Source organism: Parabacteroides sp. ASF519, from assembly GCF_000364265.2.
In the GTDB taxonomy this organism is placed as follows: Bacteria; Bacteroidota; Bacteroidia; order Bacteroidales; family Tannerellaceae; genus Parabacteroides; species Parabacteroides goldsteinii.
In genome coordinates this window covers 4,059,134-4,080,071 of the sequence record NZ_AQFV02000006.1, presented here as the reverse complement: position 1 = coordinate 4,080,071, position 20,938 = coordinate 4,059,134, and the positions used below count along the sequence as shown (strand labels likewise).

At 41.7% G+C, this 20,938-nt stretch carries 17 protein-coding genes; 8 read left to right on the top strand and 9 right to left on the bottom strand.

Features of this window, described 5'->3' with window-relative positions; all coding sequences use genetic code 11:
- Position 1 precedes the first annotated feature (1 nt).
- From C825_RS16050 to C825_RS16025, 6 genes are all read left to right on the top strand, one after another.
- Positions 2-526 carry an acyl-CoA carboxylase biotin carboxyl carrier protein subunit gene (locus C825_RS16050; RefSeq protein ID WP_007656521.1) on the top strand — a complete coding sequence of 175 codons (525 nt, stop codon included), beginning with the start codon at positions 2-4 and terminating at the stop codon, positions 524-526.
- 576 nt (positions 527-1,102) lie between these two features.
- Positions 1,103-2,218, top strand: coding sequence for a DUF4925 domain-containing protein (locus C825_RS16045; protein ID WP_010803216.1), 1,116 nt, complete (start codon positions 1,103-1,105; stop codon positions 2,216-2,218).
- A 278-nt stretch (positions 2,219-2,496) separates the two neighbouring features.
- A complete protein-coding gene (locus tag C825_RS16040) occupies positions 2,497-3,627 on the top strand; it encodes a DUF4925 domain-containing protein (RefSeq protein ID WP_010803214.1) in 1,131 nt (376 codons plus the stop codon).
- A 154-nt stretch (positions 3,628-3,781) separates the two neighbouring features.
- Positions 3,782-5,155: a T9SS type A sorting domain-containing protein gene (locus C825_RS16035; protein ID WP_010803213.1), complete on the top strand. Its 1,374-nt coding sequence runs from the start codon at positions 3,782-3,784 to the stop codon at positions 5,153-5,155.
- Positions 5,156-5,667: 512 nt separating this feature from the next.
- Positions 5,668-6,894: a DUF4925 domain-containing protein gene (locus C825_RS16030; RefSeq protein WP_010803212.1), complete on the top strand. Its 1,227-nt coding sequence runs from the start codon at positions 5,668-5,670 to the stop codon at positions 6,892-6,894.
- A 429-nt stretch (positions 6,895-7,323) separates the two neighbouring features.
- Positions 7,324-8,787: a PCMD domain-containing protein gene (locus C825_RS16025; RefSeq protein ID WP_016212992.1), complete on the top strand. Its 1,464-nt coding sequence runs from the start codon at positions 7,324-7,326 to the stop codon at positions 8,785-8,787.
- A 211-nt stretch (positions 8,788-8,998) separates the two neighbouring features.
- Here C825_RS16025 and C825_RS16020 read toward each other — a convergent pair whose 3' ends face one another.
- Genes C825_RS16020 through C825_RS16005 form a run of 4 tightly spaced genes read right to left on the bottom strand, consistent with a single transcriptional unit; the run spans position 8,999 to position 13,894 of the window.
- A complete protein-coding gene (locus tag C825_RS16020) occupies positions 8,999-10,084 on the bottom strand; it encodes an LptF/LptG family permease (protein WP_007656526.1) in 1,086 nt (361 codons plus the stop codon).
- 31 nt (positions 10,085-10,115) lie between these two features.
- Positions 10,116-11,246: a tRNA guanosine(34) transglycosylase Tgt gene (gene tgt / locus C825_RS16015; RefSeq protein WP_007656528.1), complete on the bottom strand. Its 1,131-nt coding sequence runs from the start codon at positions 11,244-11,246 to the stop codon at positions 10,116-10,118.
- A gap of 36 nt (positions 11,247-11,282) precedes the next feature.
- Entirely contained in the window at positions 11,283-12,962 is a 1,680-nt protein-coding gene (locus C825_RS16010; protein WP_010803210.1) for a 4Fe-4S binding protein, read from the bottom strand.
- Entirely contained in the window at positions 12,962-13,894 is a 933-nt protein-coding gene (locus C825_RS16005) for a DUF362 domain-containing protein (RefSeq protein ID WP_010803209.1), read from the bottom strand. The genes C825_RS16010 and C825_RS16005 overlap by 1 nt, the downstream gene beginning before the upstream one ends.
- 97 nt (positions 13,895-13,991) lie before the next feature.
- On the opposite strand from C825_RS16005, the gene C825_RS16000 reads away from it, so the two are divergent.
- Complete coding sequence (locus C825_RS16000; RefSeq protein WP_010803208.1) at positions 13,992-14,789, top strand: hypothetical protein; 798 nt, start codon at positions 13,992-13,994, stop codon at positions 14,787-14,789.
- 385 nt (positions 14,790-15,174) lie between these two features.
- Here C825_RS16000 and C825_RS15995 read toward each other — a convergent pair whose 3' ends face one another.
- The 5 genes from C825_RS15995 to C825_RS15975 form a co-directional block, all read right to left on the bottom strand.
- A complete protein-coding gene (locus tag C825_RS15995; RefSeq protein ID WP_044214452.1) occupies positions 15,175-16,065 on the bottom strand; it encodes a helix-turn-helix domain-containing protein in 891 nt (296 codons plus the stop codon).
- 123 nt (positions 16,066-16,188) lie between these two features.
- Complete coding sequence (locus C825_RS15990; RefSeq protein ID WP_232434125.1) at positions 16,189-16,515, bottom strand: TlpA family protein disulfide reductase; 327 nt, start codon at positions 16,513-16,515, stop codon at positions 16,189-16,191.
- Positions 16,443-16,805 carry a hypothetical protein gene (locus C825_RS15985; protein ID WP_010803206.1) on the bottom strand — a complete coding sequence of 121 codons (363 nt, stop codon included), beginning with the start codon at positions 16,803-16,805 and terminating at the stop codon, positions 16,443-16,445. The genes C825_RS15990 and C825_RS15985 overlap by 73 nt, the downstream gene beginning before the upstream one ends.
- A 33-nt stretch (positions 16,806-16,838) precedes the next feature.
- The gene (locus C825_RS15980) at positions 16,839-17,465 is read right to left on the bottom strand and encodes an NUDIX hydrolase N-terminal domain-containing protein (RefSeq protein ID WP_010803205.1); all 627 of its coding nucleotides are present in this window, start codon (positions 17,463-17,465) and stop codon (positions 16,839-16,841) included.
- A 34-nt stretch (positions 17,466-17,499) separates the two neighbouring features.
- Positions 17,500-18,438 (bottom strand): helix-turn-helix domain-containing protein, encoded by a 939-nt coding sequence (locus C825_RS15975; RefSeq protein ID WP_010803204.1) that lies wholly within the window; start codon positions 18,436-18,438, stop codon positions 17,500-17,502.
- Positions 18,439-18,599: 161 nt separating this feature from the next.
- Here C825_RS15975 and C825_RS15970 point away from each other — a divergent pair, with 161 nt between their 5' ends.
- The gene (locus tag C825_RS15970) at positions 18,600-20,936 is read left to right on the top strand and encodes an ATP-dependent helicase (protein WP_010803203.1); all 2,337 of its coding nucleotides are present in this window, start codon (positions 18,600-18,602) and stop codon (positions 20,934-20,936) included.
- Positions 20,937-20,938: the final 2 nt, after the last annotated feature.

Genomic DNA, 20,938 nt, shown 5'->3' with positions numbered 1-20,938 from the left:
TATGCCGAAAGCATTAGCAACTTATTTTGCAACAGTAAATGATATGCCGGACACCGAATTTAAAGTGGAGATACTGGAAGACGGCCCGGTAAAGAAAGTTTCCGTAAACGGAAAGATATATGATGTCGATTATAATGTAGGTGGCGACAGTATCCACTCCATTATCCTGAATCATAAATCGCATGGCGTACAGATCACCAATATCCGCGATGACATGTACGAAGTAAAGAACAAAGGCGACTACTTCCAGGTACAGGTGATCGACGAACTGAAGAAGATGCGCCTGTCGCGTATCCAGTCGGTAGCTGTCGGCCGCCAGGTCATCACGGCCCAGATGCCGGGAGTAATCCTGAAAGTAAATGTAAAACCCGGCGACGAAGTAAAAGCCGGAACCCCTCTCTGTGTCCTGGTTGCCATGAAGATGGAAAACGAGATACGCAGCCCGATAGACGGGGTGGTGAAAGAGGTTTATATAACGGCTGGCGACAAGATGGCTGTCAATGATAAGATGTTGGTGGTAGAGTAATTAGTATATAGATTAAGTTTTCGGAAAGCGTTGGCAATATTTATTGCCGGCGCTTTTTGGGTTTTAAAGATGGTTTATTTTAAGAAATGAGATTGTTTATATTTAAAAAAAATTGATCTATCTGTTTATAGTGACGAGAGTAACCAATTCCCCTCTTGAGAGGGGATAAGGGGTGTGTTAAAGCTAGTTATAGAGCGAAACTGTAACACACCCCCTTCCCCCTCTCAAGAGGGGAGCCAGGTACAACCGGTCAATAATCGGATAGTTCGAACTTGACAATATTTGAGTTTTCTGCATTTCTTTTTTAGAACAAATGAAAGGAAGCAAACTGTTATTAGCCGAGGCGAGTTCTCCTTTAGAAATTCCCCACCTTTTTTGTTTATGTGGGGATTATTCCCCACTACTAGGGGGAATAATCCCCATTGCAACGGGGAAAAACACCCACTCTTATGGGGAGAATGTTATAGTTCAGCTATTTCTATTGGCATAGATGATTGATAATTTTAAATCAAACACACCTCTTCTAACAAGCAAATCATTTATCTTTGTGCAACTTATAATAAAGAAAAGAGAGTTATGAAGAAAAGTTTTTTGTATTTGTTTACCGTGCTTTGTACGTTAAATATGTTTACCGCTTGTAGCGATGATGATTCGAAAGATCCGAATGGCTTGGAAGTAAATGCCACTTACTCCGGTGAAAATCTTGATTTGAAGTATAGCGATGTCGCTTTGTTGGGCAAGGAAATTTCTTTTGAGACAAAAGACGGTAAGACGGCTACACTCACGATGAAAGGTACTTTTGACATGAGTGTCATTAGCGGACTTATCAATGGCGGATCGAAATCCGCATTAATTCCTAATCTGGTTCCCGGCGTAATTCCGGGAGAAATTACTACGACGATATCGAATGTCCCCCTGACTCTATCCGGAGAGAAATATACGTTTGAAGGAACAGATTCAGGCAACGGACGTGAAGTAAAATACACCGGCAGCGTGGAAAAAGACAAGCTGGTCCTCTCTCTGAACGTAACCATGCCGAAGAATGACCTGACTGGTAACTGGAACCTGGCAGTACAGCAGCCGTTGAACCTTGTCTGGTCGGCAGGCGACGCAACGATCGACCTGAGTGGTTTAGGCATCTCCGGAATCTCCGGCCCGATTCCTGTATCGATGGCTGCACCTATGATTGGGCAGTTTGCAGGCCCTATGCTGCATCAAGTACTTAAAAGCATTTCATACGGAGAAGACGGAAACATTACTGCCCGTTATATGAAAAAAGGAGCATTCGACTGGCAGTCTTCCCCGCTTAACCTGGCACAGTATTACATCAAAAATAATAAATTGTATGTGCAATTAAATATTGCTCAGATCCTGGCAACTGTAGAGGCTAACAAGTCTAAAGCGGATATAGGTAGCAGTGAAATCTTGAAATTCTTGGAAGCGATTAAGCTGATCGCACCTTACCTTTCGGACGGTGTTCCTTTGAGTTACAGCGTTTCTAACGGAACGGCGCAAGTCACTCTCGGATATGACGTATTGGGAAAACTGTTTGCTTTGCTGACCGATGAAGATTTGTCCGGTTTGATTTTGGGAAAATTACCTGATAATTTCAAGGCTGTTATGGCACAAATTCCGGGTATCCTCGAAAAGACGGATGATGTAAATGTAACCTTGATCCTGCAAAAGCAATGATAGCATTACGATTTTTTGAATGAAAAAAGGCAGTTGGTTTATTCCAGCTGCCTTTTCTTTATTACTTGATCTTGATGTCGTTGCCACCTTCTTTAGGAGGTGTGGTAGCAGGTTTGTTGTCTGGTTCAACTTGCACATTTTTACCTAGCAAGGTCATAGTGCTAAAAATCAATAGAGATTTGCTAAGTATGAATGGCATAATTATTTTTACAGATCTTAACTTTGAAAAGGAATAATACCTATATTTACCCCCGGTTAATATTAAACTTATAAAAAGGATGAAGAAAAATTTATTGTATTTATTTACTGTACTTTGCATGCTAAGTTTTTTCACCGCTTGTAGTGATGATGAGGATGTAAATGTGTTGGAAGGCGTGAATACCTCTTTCAAGGGGGAAACTTTGGATTTGAAATACAGTGGCAGTCCGTTTTTGGGAAAGGAAGTCGTTTTCGACACGAAAGACGGACAAACGGCTACTATCACCATGAGGGGTACTTTGGATATGAGTGCGTTGGGTGGTTTACTCGGAGGCGGTTCGAAATCAGATTTGCCTACAATATCTTACGCTCCGGGCGTTATTTCTGGAGAAGTGACTACTACGTTAAACAACGTGGTTTTGACACAGGTAGGCGAAACCTATATGTTCGAAGGAACAAACGAAGCCAACGGGCGTACAGTGAAATATACCGGTGAAGTAAAGAAAGACAAAATGACACTTTCGCTGGATGTGACGATGCCAACGAATCCGTTGCAGGAAGGTGGTCTATGGGAAATGGCTGGTTCTACTTTCAATTGGGTTTCAACGACAGGTATTACAATCCCTGGCTTGATTGATGAACCTTGGCCGATGAAAGATGCGTCTTTTCTGATCAATATGTTCTTTATTTCTCCAGAATTAAAGAAGGTATTGTCGGATGTTACTTTCAAAGCCGATGGTAATATCGTTGCCACATATAAAAACAAGGCTGGTGTAGATGTTGAATCACCGATCAACCTTGCCAATTATTACATCAAGAACGACAAATTGTATGTGACTCTTAATATCGACATGATCATCCAGGCAGCTACAAAAGCTGGCAATTCAGAAGTACTGCTAGGTTTGATGACGGAATTGATGCAAACACCTTTGATGAGTGCACTCAGCGAAGGTTTCCCATTGAATTATACGATTGAAAATGGGACAGTCAATATCTCTATTGATCAGGATTTCCTTTTGCCGATCTTGAAAGTGCTTATGAACAACGAGTTTTTAATGGGAATGCTTAAAGATGCAATGGCAGGTATGGGTACTTCCGGTGGTATGGCAGCTATACTTACTCCGGCAATAGTTGATAGTATTATCGAACAGATCGCACCTATCGTGAATGGAACTTCCGAACTCTCTTTCGGTTTGGAATTAAAGAAATAACCCCTAGTTACACAACAAAATTCTAGTGTAGCTACTAAATCGGTCGGATATATCTTTTTTGAGTTTTGTAAACACAAAGAAAGAAACTATCCGACTGATGTGGAAATTTAGTCAGAAAGACAACTGTTTTTTGCAAACTCAAAATAAATAAGTGATGATTGTAATAAAAAATTATTTTTGTTTAATAATAGTATTCGCTGTAGTTTTTATAAATAATACAGTGCAAGCACAAAAAATAGAGGGACCAGGAATTTCTCCATCAAAAGTACAAGCTTATTCAGGAGAAAGTGCTCAATACACTGTATCAGGTCTTGATGGTCATTTAAGTTGGGATGTTACATATGGAAATGCACTTCCCGCCTTTGGATCTTCTACCGTAAATATCACTTGGGGTATTACACCTGAAGGGAAAATTGTAGTAAGAAATAACAATGGAAAATCTATTGAAACAACAGTGCAAGTAGCTCCTCCTAGGCCTGAATTTAGAGGAAAAGGGACATTATTTGGTATTCAATTCGATGATTGTTTAATATTTTCTGATGTAAAAGATTGTTCTTATTACCAATGGACTATACCTTCAGGATGTACGACTGAAGGGGGGATAAGTGGAACTTTCCGTGCAAAAAAAGAACTATATCTACAACAAAAGAATATGGTTTTGATGCAAATAACATCTAGTCCCAAACAACTATATTATGAAGGAGATATAAAGGTTCAAGCTATTTCAGATAAAAATTCATTATTAAGTAGAACTACAACTTATAAATATAAAAAATTAGACATTGCATATCTGAAATTTATTGAATTTCCAGATTCAGTAGACTACAGCGACCAGAAAACGTATACAATTGCTGCAGAAAATATTGCAGGGGCAACATATAAATGGAGTATAAATAACGGTACTATTATTAGTGGTCAAAATACAAATAAAATTGTAGTAAAGCCTAATTATCCTTTATGGTTTTTTAATTATAAATTAGAATTTACATATAATGGCATTACCGATTCTAAAATTATAAGTACTCCCGTTCGTATGAAGCTTTATATAGATGGACCAACCAATATAAGTCATGGAATAGTTGAATACACTCTTAAATCTCCATACGTTAATATATCTGATGGTAAGGTGTTTTTTTGGAATCTTGATTATAAGAAATATGATGCATATACTGTAAATAGATACATTATTAACACAGATACTATATCTACAGGCATTCATACTATACATGGTGGAGCGTTTGGGCATTTTGTTAAACTTAATATAAACAAAAGATCAAGTAATATATACACAATCAGTAATTATTCAAACAGTTTAGTCATTTCAAAGAATAAAATAAAAGATACACTAATTAATAATAGTTCATTAATTCAAATATTCAATCAACAAGGTTTATTAATCTTAAAGAAAGAAATGCCTTCACAGTTAAATCGGTTAGAAATTAATCTAGATGGAATAAAAAGTGGTATATATTTTGTCAATATTATTGACGGTAACGACATAACAAAGAAGAAAATTATTATCAAATAATTTGAAGCTTTTGAACGCCCTCATGCCGTTGTTACAAGACGAAGATGTCATCAAACAAATTGTTGATGCCGCCAGTTCTACTCCGGGCATGGAAATGTTCGGTTCGATGTTGGAAGGTATGCTCAAATAACTACCCGATGTTGTTGGTGGGACAACAAAGGTGGAACTTGGTATAAACATGGTAAAAGAATAATCATATTTCCAGTTTGTGGAATTAAATAAATCAATATTACCATTATACACAAATTTCTAAATAGGTATTTAGTCTTTATACTAGAAACCTGGCAGGCTGCCATCCGTAAGGGTCGCAGCCTTCGCTTTGTTCGCCCAGAGCATGGTTCTATTCTAACAGGTACCTCACATTTGGGTGATTCTACTCTACTTAATATGAGATTTTATTAATAAAAAATGTTCTATTTTTAAGAACTACTTAATATAAGGTATGTTTAAAAAAAAATGTTCTTATCTTCGTGGGCTATTAAACATTAATATTAATATTAAACGTATTTATTATGAGTAAGAAATTATTCTATTTTTTTACATTGATCTGTTGTTTTAGTTTGTTTACGGCATGTAGTGACGATGATGAAAAGCAAGTTGACAAGAGTTGGCAAGAGTTGGTAGGCGAATACAGTGGTGAAAATTTGGTGCTCTCATACGGAGAAATGGCTTTGACGGGAAAGACTGTGACTTTCTCAGCAACAGGCAGTACCGATGGGAAACTTTTATTGAACAATATAATCCCGGGAGAAAATGAAACAACAATCTCTAATGTAGAGGTTAAGAATAGTGAATTTTCAGGAACAGCAACAACTACTTATGCAAATGTAGAATATGCCGGTTCTGTAAAAGATAAAATTATGACATTGAAACTGACTGTCGTGATGAATGATCCGAACGGATGGGCAAAAACATACAGATTGGCGGATTATACAACCGGTCAAATAGATGGCGCAGTAAGAGCTTTAACCGGTGGATTATATATGAATTGGAATGCACCGGAATATAATGCAGCCGGTTCTCTTTCTGGTTTAATAAGAACCATAGGAGGTATTATTTTCCCTCAGCTATTACAAACCGTGACACTTGAAACAGATGGTAATATTACTGCCAATTATTACAAAGGAGCTATTCAATTTGACGAGAAGATGATCATGGCTATGCTGATGTTTAATCGTCCTGCACCGACAGCTGAAGAGGTAAATGCTTTAATTCCCACGAACGGTTGGTTGGAATCTCCTAAAAATCTGGCTCATTGGTTTGTGAAAGACAACAAATTGTATGTGAAATTAAATATCACTGCTATTATTTCACAGTCGATGGGGGAAAATGCGGATGGTATGTCTGAAATCATTTCTCAGGTTCTCCAAGGTGAGCCTGCTGTGATAAAAACTCTGTTGGGGAGAATGTTGGACGTTGATTTTAGTTCTATTAGTGACGAACTTATTATTATGCTGCAAGATTGGATTAACAATGGAGTTCCTATGAATGTTAGCAATAACAATGGAAATACGCAGATGTATCTTGATAAAAGTGCGTTTACTCCACTCGTGTATGATCCTAATGCAGAAGAAACAGCAGGAATGAATGCTGAGTTAATTAAGGTCTGGATGTTGTTGTCTGAAGCAAAAATAATTCCGGAAGAAGCAACTGCCGCTCTTTTACTTTTGATTAATATTCCTCAAAATTGGGATAAAACAGATGCATTTGACCTTGGTTTGGATTTAAAAGCTAACTAATAATAGAGCCTGTTTGTAATATACGATTTGTAAAATTCGTATGATAAAAAAGATGGGGGTGTGTCAAAATGTATACATCTCTATCTTTTTTTTATCTCTCTGAGATGGGCACAACGAATGCGTGAAGCTCCGAGTTAATTGAAGTGCTTTACACAATGCTGTGCATACGATGGTGGTTGGTCCACCGTAACCGCCTACAGGGTTACAAATCACTCTAAGGTGTGTCTGTGTTTTGCCCCCTTTTTTTAGCTATAGATAATATTTTGGTTATTTTACTCCATTTTATAGGGGATTTTATTAATAAAGAATGTTCTACTTTTAAGGATTTCTTAGGAGAGGTATATTTACAAAAAAAATGTTCTTATCTTCGCAATCTATTAAACTAGAACATTATTATTAATTAAAAGGTATTAGTTTACTAACAGATTTATGAAAACAAAATTAATGTATTTCTTCGGCTTGCTTTGCATGCTAGGCCTGTTTTCGGCTTGTAGTGATGACGATAAGGTAGAACCTATCGGAACAGAATTTGACGGTGTATACAAAGGAACACTGGACGTAGACCTGGATGGTACGAAAGTAGGTGCTGATCTTCCCCAAAAAGTGTATGTGACAAAGGTTGGAGATAACCTGATCAAGATGGAACTGAAGAACTTCAGCTTCGGTGCGATGGCGCTCGGAAACATTTCCGTAGACAAATGTAATGTAGAAAAACAGGGCGATAACGCTTGTCAGTTTGATGGCGAACAAAAGCTATCCTTACCTATGGTTGGTGATTGTGACGTTGTTATGAACGGAACAATTACTGGTGAAAAACTCGAAATGGTTATCAATGTAAAAGCAACTCAGGAAGGTGCTGCTATCACAGTAAAGGTTGATTTTGTAGGTACAAAATTAGCTTCCGATCAAAGTTCGGAAGCTAAGATTACGGAGTTTACTTTCGATAGCAAAGAAGTGGTATCACAGCCTGTTATTGATGGAACTAGTATTACATTTATGGTAACAGATACCATCAAAGCGGAAGGATTGGCTGCTTTGGTTCCTACAATTAAGATTTCTGAAAAAGCGACTATTAGTCCGGCAAGCGGAGTAGCTCAGGATTTTTCTAAGCCGGTGACGTATACTGTGACTTCGGAAGATGGAATAACTACTACTACTTATACCGTTTCTGTAGCAGGAAAAGTATTAAAATATTCTTTTGATGAATGGGTGGAAGCAGGTACAGGTAAAGGAGTCTATTTAACCCCAAATCCGGTTGATAAATTGGCTTCCAGTAATGGTGGAGCTACGTTGTTGGTTATTTTAGGTTATAAAGGAGGTTTCCCTGTTTTACAAACTGATGATGCTAAAGAAGGTGCAGCAGCTGCGAAATTAGTTACTCTTTATACAGAAGGTGCAGGTTTTAATATGGCTCCTGTTATTACTTCAGGTTCTTTGTTTACAGGAATCTTCGATTTGAATCCGTCAGATCAATTAAGTAGTACGAAATTTGGTATACCATTTGATTCTAAACCGTTGCGTTTTAAAGGTTATTATAAGTATACAGCAGGTGAAGGTCCATTCTATAATGGCAAAGCTACAGAGACGTTGGATCAGAAAGATAAATGTTCAATTGCTGCCATTCTGTTTGAAATTGAAAACGATAATGATGTATTGACTGGTCATGATATTAATAGTTCTGAAAAGATTGTAGCAGAAGCTAGGTTAGCTGATGGTAGCGATAAAGCCGAATATACAGCATTCGACCTAGAATTTAAGTGGAAAAAAGATTACGATGCTTCAAAGAAATATAAATTAGCTATCGTTTGCTCTTCTAGTGCAGAAGGAGATGCATTCAAAGGAGCTGCAGGTAGTACGTTAATTATAGATGAATTTGAGGTTATTTCTGAATAAGATTTTTCTTTACAATTAATATAGAAATAATTTTTCACCCATTGATTAAGAAAGCAATGAAGCTGCTTGATCAATGGGTGATTTATTTTAATACATCTATGTAATTAGTTTATAATTATAGTCTTACTTTATTTACTCTATCACTAGCTACAACAAAATAAATACCCTTATTGAGTGTTGTAACATCAATTTTTAGTTCGGGACCTTGGTATCACCTCGGCGCCTTTTGATACAGATAAATGGCGATAAACGTATAAAGGATATTCGGAATCCAGGCCGCCACCATCGGACTCACATATCCGTTGATTGCAAAGGTCGATGTCACTGTCGTAAACAGGATATAGGAGAAACTCAGTGCCAGTCCGATACCGATATTCAATCCCATTCCCCCTTTGATTTTGCGCGAAGAAAGAGACGCCCCGATGGAGGTCAGGATAAATGCCGCCATGATGGAGGCAAAGCGCTTATGATATTCTATCTGGAATGTCTGGATATTACCGATACCACGCGTTTTCTGACGTTCGATATAGGTTGCCAACTCCGGTGAAGTCATCGTTTCGCAGTCGGTGACGGAAATCAGGAAGTCGGAAGGAATAATCGTCAGCGTAGTGTCCTTGCGGGAACCTTCGGTAATATGTTCGCGCATTCCGTCGAAATCACGTATCATATAATCGATGACAGTCCATTTGTACAGAGAGTCGTATTTGATGGAGTTGGCAGTCAGTTTGGATACCAGCTTCTTGTTTTCGAAATGTTCCAGAGAGAAACGGTAACCCATATTCGGACGCGCATCGTAGCGGTCGAAATAGGCAATCACGCCCGGCTCCACTTCAATCTGGATATTGCGGGCATATTCTACCTTTTTATTTCGGATATACTTATTCTGGAAGTCAATACGTGTAATATTTGCCGGAGGAATAATGAACGCGCTCAATATAAAACTGGCTATCGCAATAATACCCGCCGAAATAGCATACGGCAACATAAGCCGCCGGAAACTCATGCCGCTGGCAAGCATCGCAATAATCTCCGAATTGTCTGCCAGCTTGGAGGTGAAGAAGATAACCGCAATAAACGTGAACAGCGGACTGAACAGGTTGGCAAAGTACGGGATAAAGTTCATGTAATAATCCAGGATAATGGCCTGCAGGGGCACGTCCGGCTTCAGGAACTTGTCAATCTTCTCGTTTATATCGAAAACTACCGAGATAGAGATAATCAGTATAATCGCGAAAACATACGTCCCGAGAAATTGCTTGATGATATACCAGTCTATCCGTCTTAATTTGAATTTCATGCGAATGTCTTTTTTAGTTGACTGTCAACTTTTAAAGTCTGTTGTCAAGTTGTTGCACCATGCCGCTTTTCCAGGTAGCGAAATCGCCGGCAATGATGTGCCTGCGTGCTTCTTTCACCAGCCAAAGGTAAAAGGCGAGGTTATGGATGGAGGCGATTTGTAAGCCCAACAGTTCGTTTACTTTGACCAGATGATGCAGGTAGGCTTTGCTGTAAAGCGTATCCACATATGAGTTTCCGTCGGAGTCGATGGGAGAGAAGTCGTCTTCCCATTTCTTGTTACGGATATTGATGGTGCCGAAACGGGTGAAAAGCTGCCCGTTGCGTCCGTTGCGGGTCGGCATGATGCAGTCGAACATATCCACGCCGCGTTCGATAGCTTCCAGCAGGTTTATCGGCGTACCGACACCCATCAGGTAACGGGGCTTGTCTTTCGGCAATATTTCATTTACAACCTCAATCATTTCGTACATCTTCTCGGTCGGTTCGCCGACAGCCAGTCCGCCGATGGCATTCCCGTCAGCTCCCTTCCTGGCAACGTTTTCAGCGGCGTGACGGCGCAGATCCGGATATACGCAACCCTGTACAATCGGGAAGAGGCATTGCTGATATCCGTATTTCGGTTCCGTAGCGTTGAAACGGTCGAAACAACGGTCCAGCCAGCGTTCGGTCAGTCCCAGTGATTTCTTGGCATAGTCGTAATCGGCATCACCCGGACAGCATTCGTCGAAAGCCATAATGATATCGGCTCCGATGATACGTTGGATATCCATTACTTTCTCTGGTGTGAAGAGATGCTTCGAACCGTCGATATGCGAGCGGAATTCGGCACCTTCCTCATGCAGTTTACGGTTGTCGGAAAGCGAGAACACCTGGAAGCCACCGCTGTCGGTCAGGATAGGACGGTCCCATGTATTGAACTTGTGAAGTCCGCCTGCCTTTTCCAGTATTTCAAGACCCGGACGAAGATAAAGATGATAAGTGTTACCCAGGATAATCTGGGCATCGATATCTTCTTTCAACTCGGTCATGTGGACTCCTTTCACTGTGCCTTGTGTTCCGACAGGCATAAAAATGGGCGTCTCGATTACCCCGTGGTCGGTTGTAATCAAGCCCGCCCTTGCATTTGTTTTAGTATCGTTGTGTTGTAATTCGAATTTCATTCTGCAAAATTTGCTTGCAAAGGTAGCATTTTTCCGTTAGAATCCGAAGTCATCGACTTCTACGTTTTTAACATCTTCCTCTTCCGGCAAAACAATGGTCTGATGCACCGTGTTTGCTTTTACGATAATGGCACGCATCGGACGTACCGGGCAGATGGATTCGCAGCCGCCGCAACCGACACACAGGTCCGGATTTACTTCGGGAATAGTCAGCGTCCCTTCATAAGGAACCATATGCACCGCTTGTGTCGGACAGTGTTCGGAGCAGGCACCGCAATCGGTCCCTTCCGTCTTCACGATACAACGGTTGATAAAGAAGGTGGCAATGCCGACTTGCAACGATTTCTTTTCTTCTACGGAAATCGGTTTGAGAGCTTCGGCCGGACAGACTTCCGAGCAAATGGTACATTCATAGTTACAATAACTGCTGATATAAGCCATGCGTGGTTTCAATAGATAGTCGAAACCATATTCAAGCCCTGCCGGACGTAATACCTGGCTGGGACATTTCACGACACAGATATGGCATCCCGTACATTTGTCTTTAAACCGTTCCAGGTTCAGGGAACCGGGAGGGGTGATGGGCGGCCATTTCTTCCGGCCTTTTTTCTTTCCGTGGCCGTTGCCTTGACCATGTCCTTTGGCTTGTCCGACGCCATCTGCTATAGCCGAAACAACAGGCAATGTTGCAGCAACCGTTACTCCGGTTGCCAAGAAGGTACGGCGGCTGTTAGAAGCACTTGTCCGTTCCTGTGCTTGACACGGGATCGCATTGGAACTGCCCGTATCGGCAGCAGATTGAGAATGTCTGTCCTTCTGCGGCCCCGTGTCAGGCACGGGGACAAGATTGTCATTTTCTTTATGGAAAGCCGGTTTGAAACGGTATTGTAATCCACCTTTGGAGCAGGAAGAAACGCAATTGAAGCAATCCACGCAACGCGATGAGTCGACCGTCATCTCTTTTGCATTAATAGCTTCCGCCTTGCAGGTTCGTTCGCAGTTGCCGCAATGGTTGCAGGCTTCCTTGTCAAACGAGATACGCATTTGTGAATAACGTGATACCAGACTGAGTAAGGCTCCAACGGGACATAATGTATTGCAAAACAAACGCCCCCGGAAAATAACCATTACAATAAATACGACCAGTGCAACAATGGCAGATATTAATCCGGCAATACTAACCGTACTGATTGTAACATGGAATAAAGAATAGTTATCCATCTTCATCAGCCAGTCGGCTAATACATTATTTCCCCACATCACAGCAGGACGAAACAGGTTTGCTGCTATACGACCGAAATTGCTATAAGGGTCGAGCAATAAACATAACCCGGAAAATCCCAATGCGGTAGTCACCACTGTTAGGGCCAGTATTGAATATCGTAGCCAGTTCATTGGCTTATGATAACTGAAGCGGCGAACACCTTTTTTCTTCTTTTTACTAATACAAAACAAACGGTTGATGATATCTTGCAGAATCCCGGCCGGACAAATGGCTGAACAGTATATACGTCCAAAAAGGTATGTCATAATAAGTAATACTGCAACAATACCAAACATGCCGCCTAATACTGCGGGCAATAATTGGATATGCAGAAACTTATGTACATCCACCGGCATCTTGTTGGTGAAATCAAGAAAAAACAAGAGTATGGGTATAAAAAACAGGAGTGCGAGAAGTACTCTCACTCCTTTCTGATAATTTAATCGCTTCATTAAATCTTAATACGTTTGATATTGACTTTCTTCAAATCCGTTGTTCCCAGTTTCAATTCTTCGCCTTTGCTGATATGGCTTACGGCTTCCATATCCAGTTTCTTTACCTGGTTGAACAAAGCCAGGGCAGCCGTGTCGATAGCAATGATATTCGGGGAAACAATCATGGATTTCAATGTAGCTACGTCGGCAGCGCTTTTACCCTGCGGTCCGTTCTGATGCATCATACGGTAAGCATCCACAATGTTCAATACCGGTTTCTTCTGCCAGGTGCAGATGTCGGCGATACATTGTTGCAAGTCGTTCTGATGGAAGAAACGGCGGTCCCAGACGATACCCATATAGTTCTTCATGGCACACGACAGTTTCGCTCCGCCGTGGTTCTTCAGGATAGGCACATTAATCCACGCATCCGCTTCAATCAACGCTTCATGTATCTTTGCAGACTTTACTTTTACCCCGTTGGGGATGGATACTTCTTTAAAGTACTTCTCATCGTTGGCGGGCATGATGATACCTCCGGCTTCTTTGACGGCGGCAGCGATGCCACTGCTTTCGTAACATTTCTGCCAGTTGTCGCAGGTATGGTCGAAAACAGTCACTTTTTCAGCTCCGGCTTCCAGGCACTTCTTTACCAATGCCTTGATTAGTCCCGGATTAGTGTTTCCTGCCAGTTCCGGTGTACGGTCCCAGCCGATGTTCGGTTTGATAACGACTTTTTGCCCTTTCTTGATGTATTTACCGATTCCCCCCAGGGTCTCCAATGCTTTGTCAAGCATGACTTCGGGCTCTCCACCCATTACGGCGACCATTTCGGGAGCTTGTTCTACTGCCATCGTATTGCTGGACAACGCAGCTTGCAACCCGGTAAAGTCTATTGAGAGAGCGGCGCCAGCTACTACACTGGTCTTTAAGAAATCACGACGTTTCATCTTCTTGTAATTGGTTATTAGAATTGTTTATAGTTGAAACAAAGGTAGTAATTCTCTGAATTATAGTGTATCTTTGCCTACAAAAAATATTAAATTAATGGAATTATCAGGCTATATATCATTGCAATCGTTCGTTGAAGGATGCACCGGACCGGCCGGCGAACCGGCACTTATTTTACAGGCTGAGAATTTATTATATACGGTTCCTGAAGAAGAATATCAATATGGATTATCGCTGCTCCGGAAGGCTATCGGAGCATATGAGGCACAAAAAGGTATTCCTTTGGAAAGCAGCAAACAGGCTATTCCTTTTTTTCGTGAAAAGCGCCGGATGCTGATCGGGCCGGAGATGGAACTTTATAAGTTCTCCTTCTATGAGAATGAAACCGTCCTGCCTGAAAAGGTACAGTCAGCCGGACAGCCTTATCTGAGGTTATCGTTTGACTATGAGCAATTAGCCGAACATTGTCTTTTTGAAAACATATTCCTGGTACGCTGTAAATACGACGAAAAACGGATACTCGATAATTTCATTACCCAGATGGACCGCGAGTACGATAAATTCTTTTTCGATGAAGAACACAGCGGCTTTACTGCCGATTCGCGTTTCTTTTCTCTTTTATGCAATGCCTGCCTGGAAGTAAAGAAACCATTGTCTGCTCCGGAAAAAGAATGGCGGCTGGCAGTCCTCCGCAGTCCGTCCGAAGCCGGTTACCGGTACGATAACGGACAGTTACAGCCTTCCGTTCCTATTTCTTTGCCGTTAAGTGTGATTCGCCGGGTTGCTTTGCTTAACAGTGAGAAAGAAGGATTGAATTTTAGTGCCCTTGCCGGATTCATGCAGCGCATCGGATTACCGCCCGAACGTTATCTGGAAGGTTTGTTGGAACAATAAACGACAAACTATTGACGGAATTGATTTAGTTCAAAGGTTCTTATCTGCAATATCTACAACTTCTGTTGTAATTTATTGTTTATTAGCGGACTATGATATGAATGTAGATATAAATGTATCTACAATAGCAGGGATATATCTACCATTATTGTTACTTTTCAAATACAACATGCAACCATCTTACACTTGTGGGGTATTACATTTATCTCTATGTCCATAATTGCTGTCAGGTATAGTTTATTTGTTTTTCTGCTGTCTAAACTTTTGTTTTGTGCTGAGAAAACAAAAGTTTCCACCGCACAAAACTTTTGTTTCCTCCGCAAGAAACTTTTATTCATCCCTCCTCCTTTCTCCATCGAAAAGCAAGATAGTGATATGTAATGTATCAGTTGGGATGCCTGTATTCGTTGGGTGAACATCCGGCTATTTTGGTAAACAACCGGGTAAAATACTGGACTGAAGAATAGCCTAGTTCGTCAGCAATCTGGTTGACGGTTTTGTGGGTTGTCTGAAGTCGTTGTCGGGCGATTTCGATACGTTTGAACTGTATGTGTTCCTTTATGTTTTTCCCCGTTTCATATTTCAGCAAATCCGTGAAGTAGGAGGGTGACAGCTGAAGTAAATCCGCACAATATTCAGCCGAAGGCAAACCGTTGCGTTTCACCCGGTCTGCTTCGAAATATTCATTTAGTATCTTCTCAAATTTGGTGAGCAGTTTCTTGTTGGCTTCGCAACGGGTGATAAACTGGCGTTCGTTGAAACGTGTACAATAATCCAGCAGCAACTCGATGTATTTTGTTATCAGCGTTTTGCTGTGGCAATCTATGGCGTGCTGTAACTCTTCACGGATATTATCGAAACATTCCGATACTTTCTGTTTCTCACGTGCCGAGATATGGAGGGCTTCATTTTTGTGATAAGAAAAGAATGAGTAATCCTGTATATTCTGCCCCAACGAAGTGCAACCGATAAGGTCCGGATGAAATGCCAGCATCCTGCCTTTCTGCGGCAATAAGCAGTTATCTATCGCAATGGTCTCTCCCGGTGTGAGGAACAGGAGCGTACCGTCAGAATAGTCATAATATTGCCGTCCGTACAGGAAATCCCCGCACCGGCATTCCCTTAACAGGACGGCATAAAAGCCTAACTTGATGTTTTGCTGCGTCAGGTTGCTGTCGGATAAGTCGATGACGCTGACCAGAGGATGCAATGTCTTGCTGCCCATGTAGCAGTTACATTGGTGAACCGTTCCTATTTTTATCGTTTTACTTTTCAAAGTCGTAAGTATTTGAACAGTAACAAAGATACAAAGAGATTTACATCTAAAAACAGGGACATGTAATTAGGGTAACAATATCCGTAATATTGGTACAACTTTCATTCTGACGGCAAGTGTTGCTTAGTTTCCTGTTAATGCATATAACTTGTTTATCTCATTTTCTTCCCATAAATTGAATGGTTCGAAATTGCCGTCGGGATATACTAATATGGTATGCGGAATGTGAGGTACATAATATTTGCCACGTACTCCGGCTATATCCTGGTAAGCTAGCAGGCTTCTCCAGGGTAATTCCTCTTTCTTCACAAATTCCTGCCATTGTTTGATTGTTTTCTTTTCATCTATGGATATGGTTACGAAATCTACTTTATCTTTTAATTTCTGATAAATTTCTTTCTGGACAGGAAGTTGCTTATGGCAAGGCTGACACCAGGAAGCAGAAAAGATGATGACCGTACATCGTGTAGAGTCTTCCAGTCAAAAGGCTTGGGGAGTATCTCAAAAGACGCTGTCGTTTTATACAGGCTGTCCGGTATCTGAAATGTCCATGTGATGCTATCCGCCTTTTCCCCTTTTATAAAGAAAGGCGGAATCTCCGTGTTTCGGATGAACAAAGAATCATACTCTATACCTTTTGTTTGTATAGTCAATGACCTGTGCTTGTTATCGATGGTTCTGTTGCATGATGCGGTGAACATTGTTACAAACAAAATCCCTAATAGATACTTTGTCTTCATGGTTTTACGTTTTATGATTGATATTCGTGGTTTTCAGTCAAACTGTACCTCCCAGTCTTTATCCCGGTAGGCGGCAAAGCACATTTCTATCTGTTCCTTATTATTCTTTTCTTCAGCTAGCGGGGGAATTTCATCGAGGCTGAAATAACCGCTTTCTATCGTTTCTATGTTGGGCTGGAAATCTCCGCCTTTGGCTTCACAGAGGACAAAAACTTTGCAGACATTATAAGCATAGGGAGGCAGATTATGCAGGTTCCGGTCCTGTACCGCTATAATCCGGGTTGCTTCGACGTCCAAGCCGGCTTCTTCTTTTACTTCTTTTATCGTGTTCGACTTTATGGTCTGGTTTACGTCCACCCAACCTCCGGGTAACGACCAGGTACCGTTTTTCTCTTTGACCAGCAATATCCTGTTGGCTTTAAAGATGGCAGCTCTTGTGTCCAGCTTAGGTGTTTGGAAACCTTCTTCGTTACAAAACAAGTCCTTTACTTTCTCCAAAGGCAAACCGGTTTGCCGGCTGACTATTTCGGCCGATATTTCCCTGATGCGTTCAAACCGTTCGATATCGAAAGCATCTTTTGAATATGTTAACCCCGCTTGTGCGATAAATTGTAGTTCCTTGGCCCATTCAAGCCATTCCGGTTGCTGATTTTTGTTCATAATTATTCTTTTACGTGTAAAAGTTTCTCCCTGTTCAGGCAGTCTGGGTATAGGTCTCTGTTACCGGTTCTTTGATTTCCAGCTGGTAAGCCCGTCCGCGGTCTGTCGTTATTTTGAGATTGCTGTTTTCCTCGATAAGCGGGCGGAGGCGGCGTATCAGGGTGTTCAGCGTTTCGTCGGCATTCTCCTTGCCGGGCCATAAGGCTTCGCAAATATCAGTGCGTGCTAATATATGGGAAGAGGTAAGGTAGAACATTTCCATTACTTTATATTGCTGCGGGGTTAACCGTAGTTTTTCCTGATCTTCTTTATAGAAACAAGCCTTGTCGCATGAGAAAGTAAGATTTCCGAAAGCGATAAGGTTTTCTTTTTGTACAGGAGCTTCAGCTTGCTTGCGCCGCATTAAAAACCACGAAAGACAACCTGCCATGAGGGCAAACAACAGGAGCAGGAGGGGAACTTTCTTGTCTGTCAGCGCCAAGACGTCGGAGGCTGAATAGTTTACATACCCCTGAAAAGAGATTCCCAAATCTTCCAGGGAGGATTCGGGGAGGTTCAGATTTGCACTTAACCAGATAATGGTATCACTTGCCAGGTAATTCTTGGTCTGGTCTTTTCCCGGCGTTGCGTCTGTTGCCGGTTTATCTATGGCTTTCTTGTTTTTTACATGTACGATGATGCCGCTTTTATCTTTTAATTGCTCGAGCTTCAATGCTTCGGCAAAATCTTTGTTATAACTTTCGATGGAAACGGGATTTCCGAAGACGGCGGACAGGCGCGAATAGGTTTTGAGCGTATCCTGATTCATCCATAGCTCGGAATTTTGCATAATGGTCTGCTGCAATGCCTGGTTCAGGTCCGAAACGATTGCTTTCTGTGCCTCCGAGTAGTTGTGAAAGCCGAAACTGAATGATAGTACAAGCATACAAGCTGTAAAGAGTACCGATAGATTTGCTGCTAACCGTGTGTTCATCGTTTTTCTTTTATTAACGTCCGAAGGTAATAATTTATTGTAATCCTTGCTAACACAATCGTATCAATTTGCGCGAATCCCTTTAAATAACAGGAATGATGATTTAATGAAATCCGAATAAATAAAAATTAGTACCTTTGTGTTCCTAAAAGAAAAGGTACGTGGAAGAATATCTGAATAAACTGAATGAAAGTCAGCGCGAAGCTGTGGAATATAACGAAGGTCCGTCATTGGTGATTGCCGGTGCCGGTTCGGGTAAGACCAGGGTGCTTACTTATAAGATTGCTTATCTGGTACATCTGGGGGTGGTACCTCAAAGTATCCTGGCACTGACTTTTACTAATAAGGCAGCCCGTGAAATGCAGGAACGTATCGCCGCCATTACCGGTGACCAGACGGCCCGCCGTCTGTGGATGGGGACGTTTCACTCTATCTTCTCACGTATCTTGCGTTATGAAGCGGAGCATATCGGGTATCCTTCCAACTTTACCATTTACGATACGACAGATTCGAAGAGCCTGCTGAAAGCTATCATTAAAGAGATGCAGCTGGACGATAAGGTATATCGCCTCGGCATGGTGCAAAGCCGTATCTCTAATGCCAAGAATGCGCTGGTTACCTGGAAAGCCTACGAACAAAGCAAGGAACTGATGCAGCATGACATAGATTCGAAAGTTCCTTTACTGCGTGAAATCTATAAACGGTATCAGAACCGTTGCCAGCAGGCCGGTGCCATGGACTTCGATGATTTGTTGCTTCAGACAAATATCCTGTTCCGTGACCATCCGCAGGTGTTGGAGAAATACCGCAGTTTCTTCCAGTTCGTGTTGGTTGATGAGTATCAGGACACGAACTTTGCGCAGCACCTGATAGTCCAAAGACTTTGTGAGCAGCATCGCCGCATCTGTGTGGTAGGGGATGATGCACAAAGTATCTATTCTTTCCGTGGTGCCAATATCGACAATATCCTGCAATTCAAAAATCAGTATCCCGGATGCCGTATCTTTAAACTGGAGCGTAATTACCGTTCTACACAAAATATTGTAAATGCGGCAAACAGTCTGATTCATAAGAACAAAGAACAGATTCATAAAAATGTCTATTCGGAAAAGGAGGAGGGTAGCAAAGTGCGTATCTCTGCTTCTTATTCAGATTATGAGGAAGGATATGCTGTTGCTTCTGCAATCAATGAGTTGCGGTTGCGCAAAGATTATGATTATGCAGACTTTGCCATCCTGTACCGGACGAATGCACAGTCGCGTATCCTGGAAGAGGCACTCCGTAAAAGAGGTATTCCTTATAAAATATATGGCGGTTTGTCATTTTATCAGCGGAAGGAAATAAAAGATATCATTTCTTATCTGCGCCTGATTGTGAATCCTCATGATGAAGAAGCATTTAAGCGTGTTATCAATTATCCGTCGCGCGGCATCGGAGATACGACTGTCAATAAAGTGATAAAAGCAGCTACGGAAAATAACGTAAGTCTTTGGACGGTACTGAATGCTCCTATCGACTACGCCTTGCCTATCAATAGCGGGACAGCGAAGAAACTGACTGATTTCCGTGAGATGATTGAACGTTTCATAGAGCAGAACACTCGCTTGTCCGCCGAAGAAATGGCAGCAATAGTGGTCAAGGAGAGTGGGATTGTCAGTTCTCTTTTTCAGGACCGTTCGGTGGAAGGGATTAGTAAGCAGGAAAACTTACAGGAGTTATTGAAAGGTATTGCCGAGTTCTGTGAGTTGAGACGTGAAGAAGGAGTCGAACAGGTTTCTTTGGCAGACTTCCTTTCGGAGGTATCCCTGCTGACCGACCAGGATAATGACAAAGACGAGCAGGCTAATAAAGTAACGATGATGACCGTACATGCCGCTAAGGGACTGGAATTTAAAAATGTGTTTGTTGTCGGTTTGGAAGAGGAGTTGTTCCCATCATCTATGTCCAAGGATAATCCGCGTGCGGTAGAAGAGGAACGTCGTTTGTTCTATGTAGCGATCACCCGTGCCGAAGAAAATTGTGTGCTGACTTATGCCAAAAGTCGTTTCCGGAACGGGCAAAGCGCCATGTGTTCTCCCAGCCGTTTTCTGAAAGATATTGATGTGCGCTTCTTGGATGTTCCGGCGGATTCGTCGGCAGATACTTTTGCTGCTGCCCGCGAACGGTTCCAGCGTCCGGCATTTACTTCACCTTTTCAGCAGCCACGTGCAGTGGAGAAGGAAGAACCTTCTTTTATCTCTCCTGTGGCACAGGCACAGCAACGCCAGCGTTTGACAAAAGTAGAAACAACAACATCCACTCCGGCGTCGTCTTCTGCTCCTGCATCCGACCTTTCCGGTTTACGTGTCGGAGCAAAAGTACGTCACGACCGTTTTGGAGAAGGAGAAGTCATTGCTATCGAAGGCGATGGCGGAAATGCAAAAGCAACGGTAGCATTCACCCATTTCGGACAAAAACAGTTACTATTGAAGTTTGCCAGGTTGACGATTATCGGATAAAC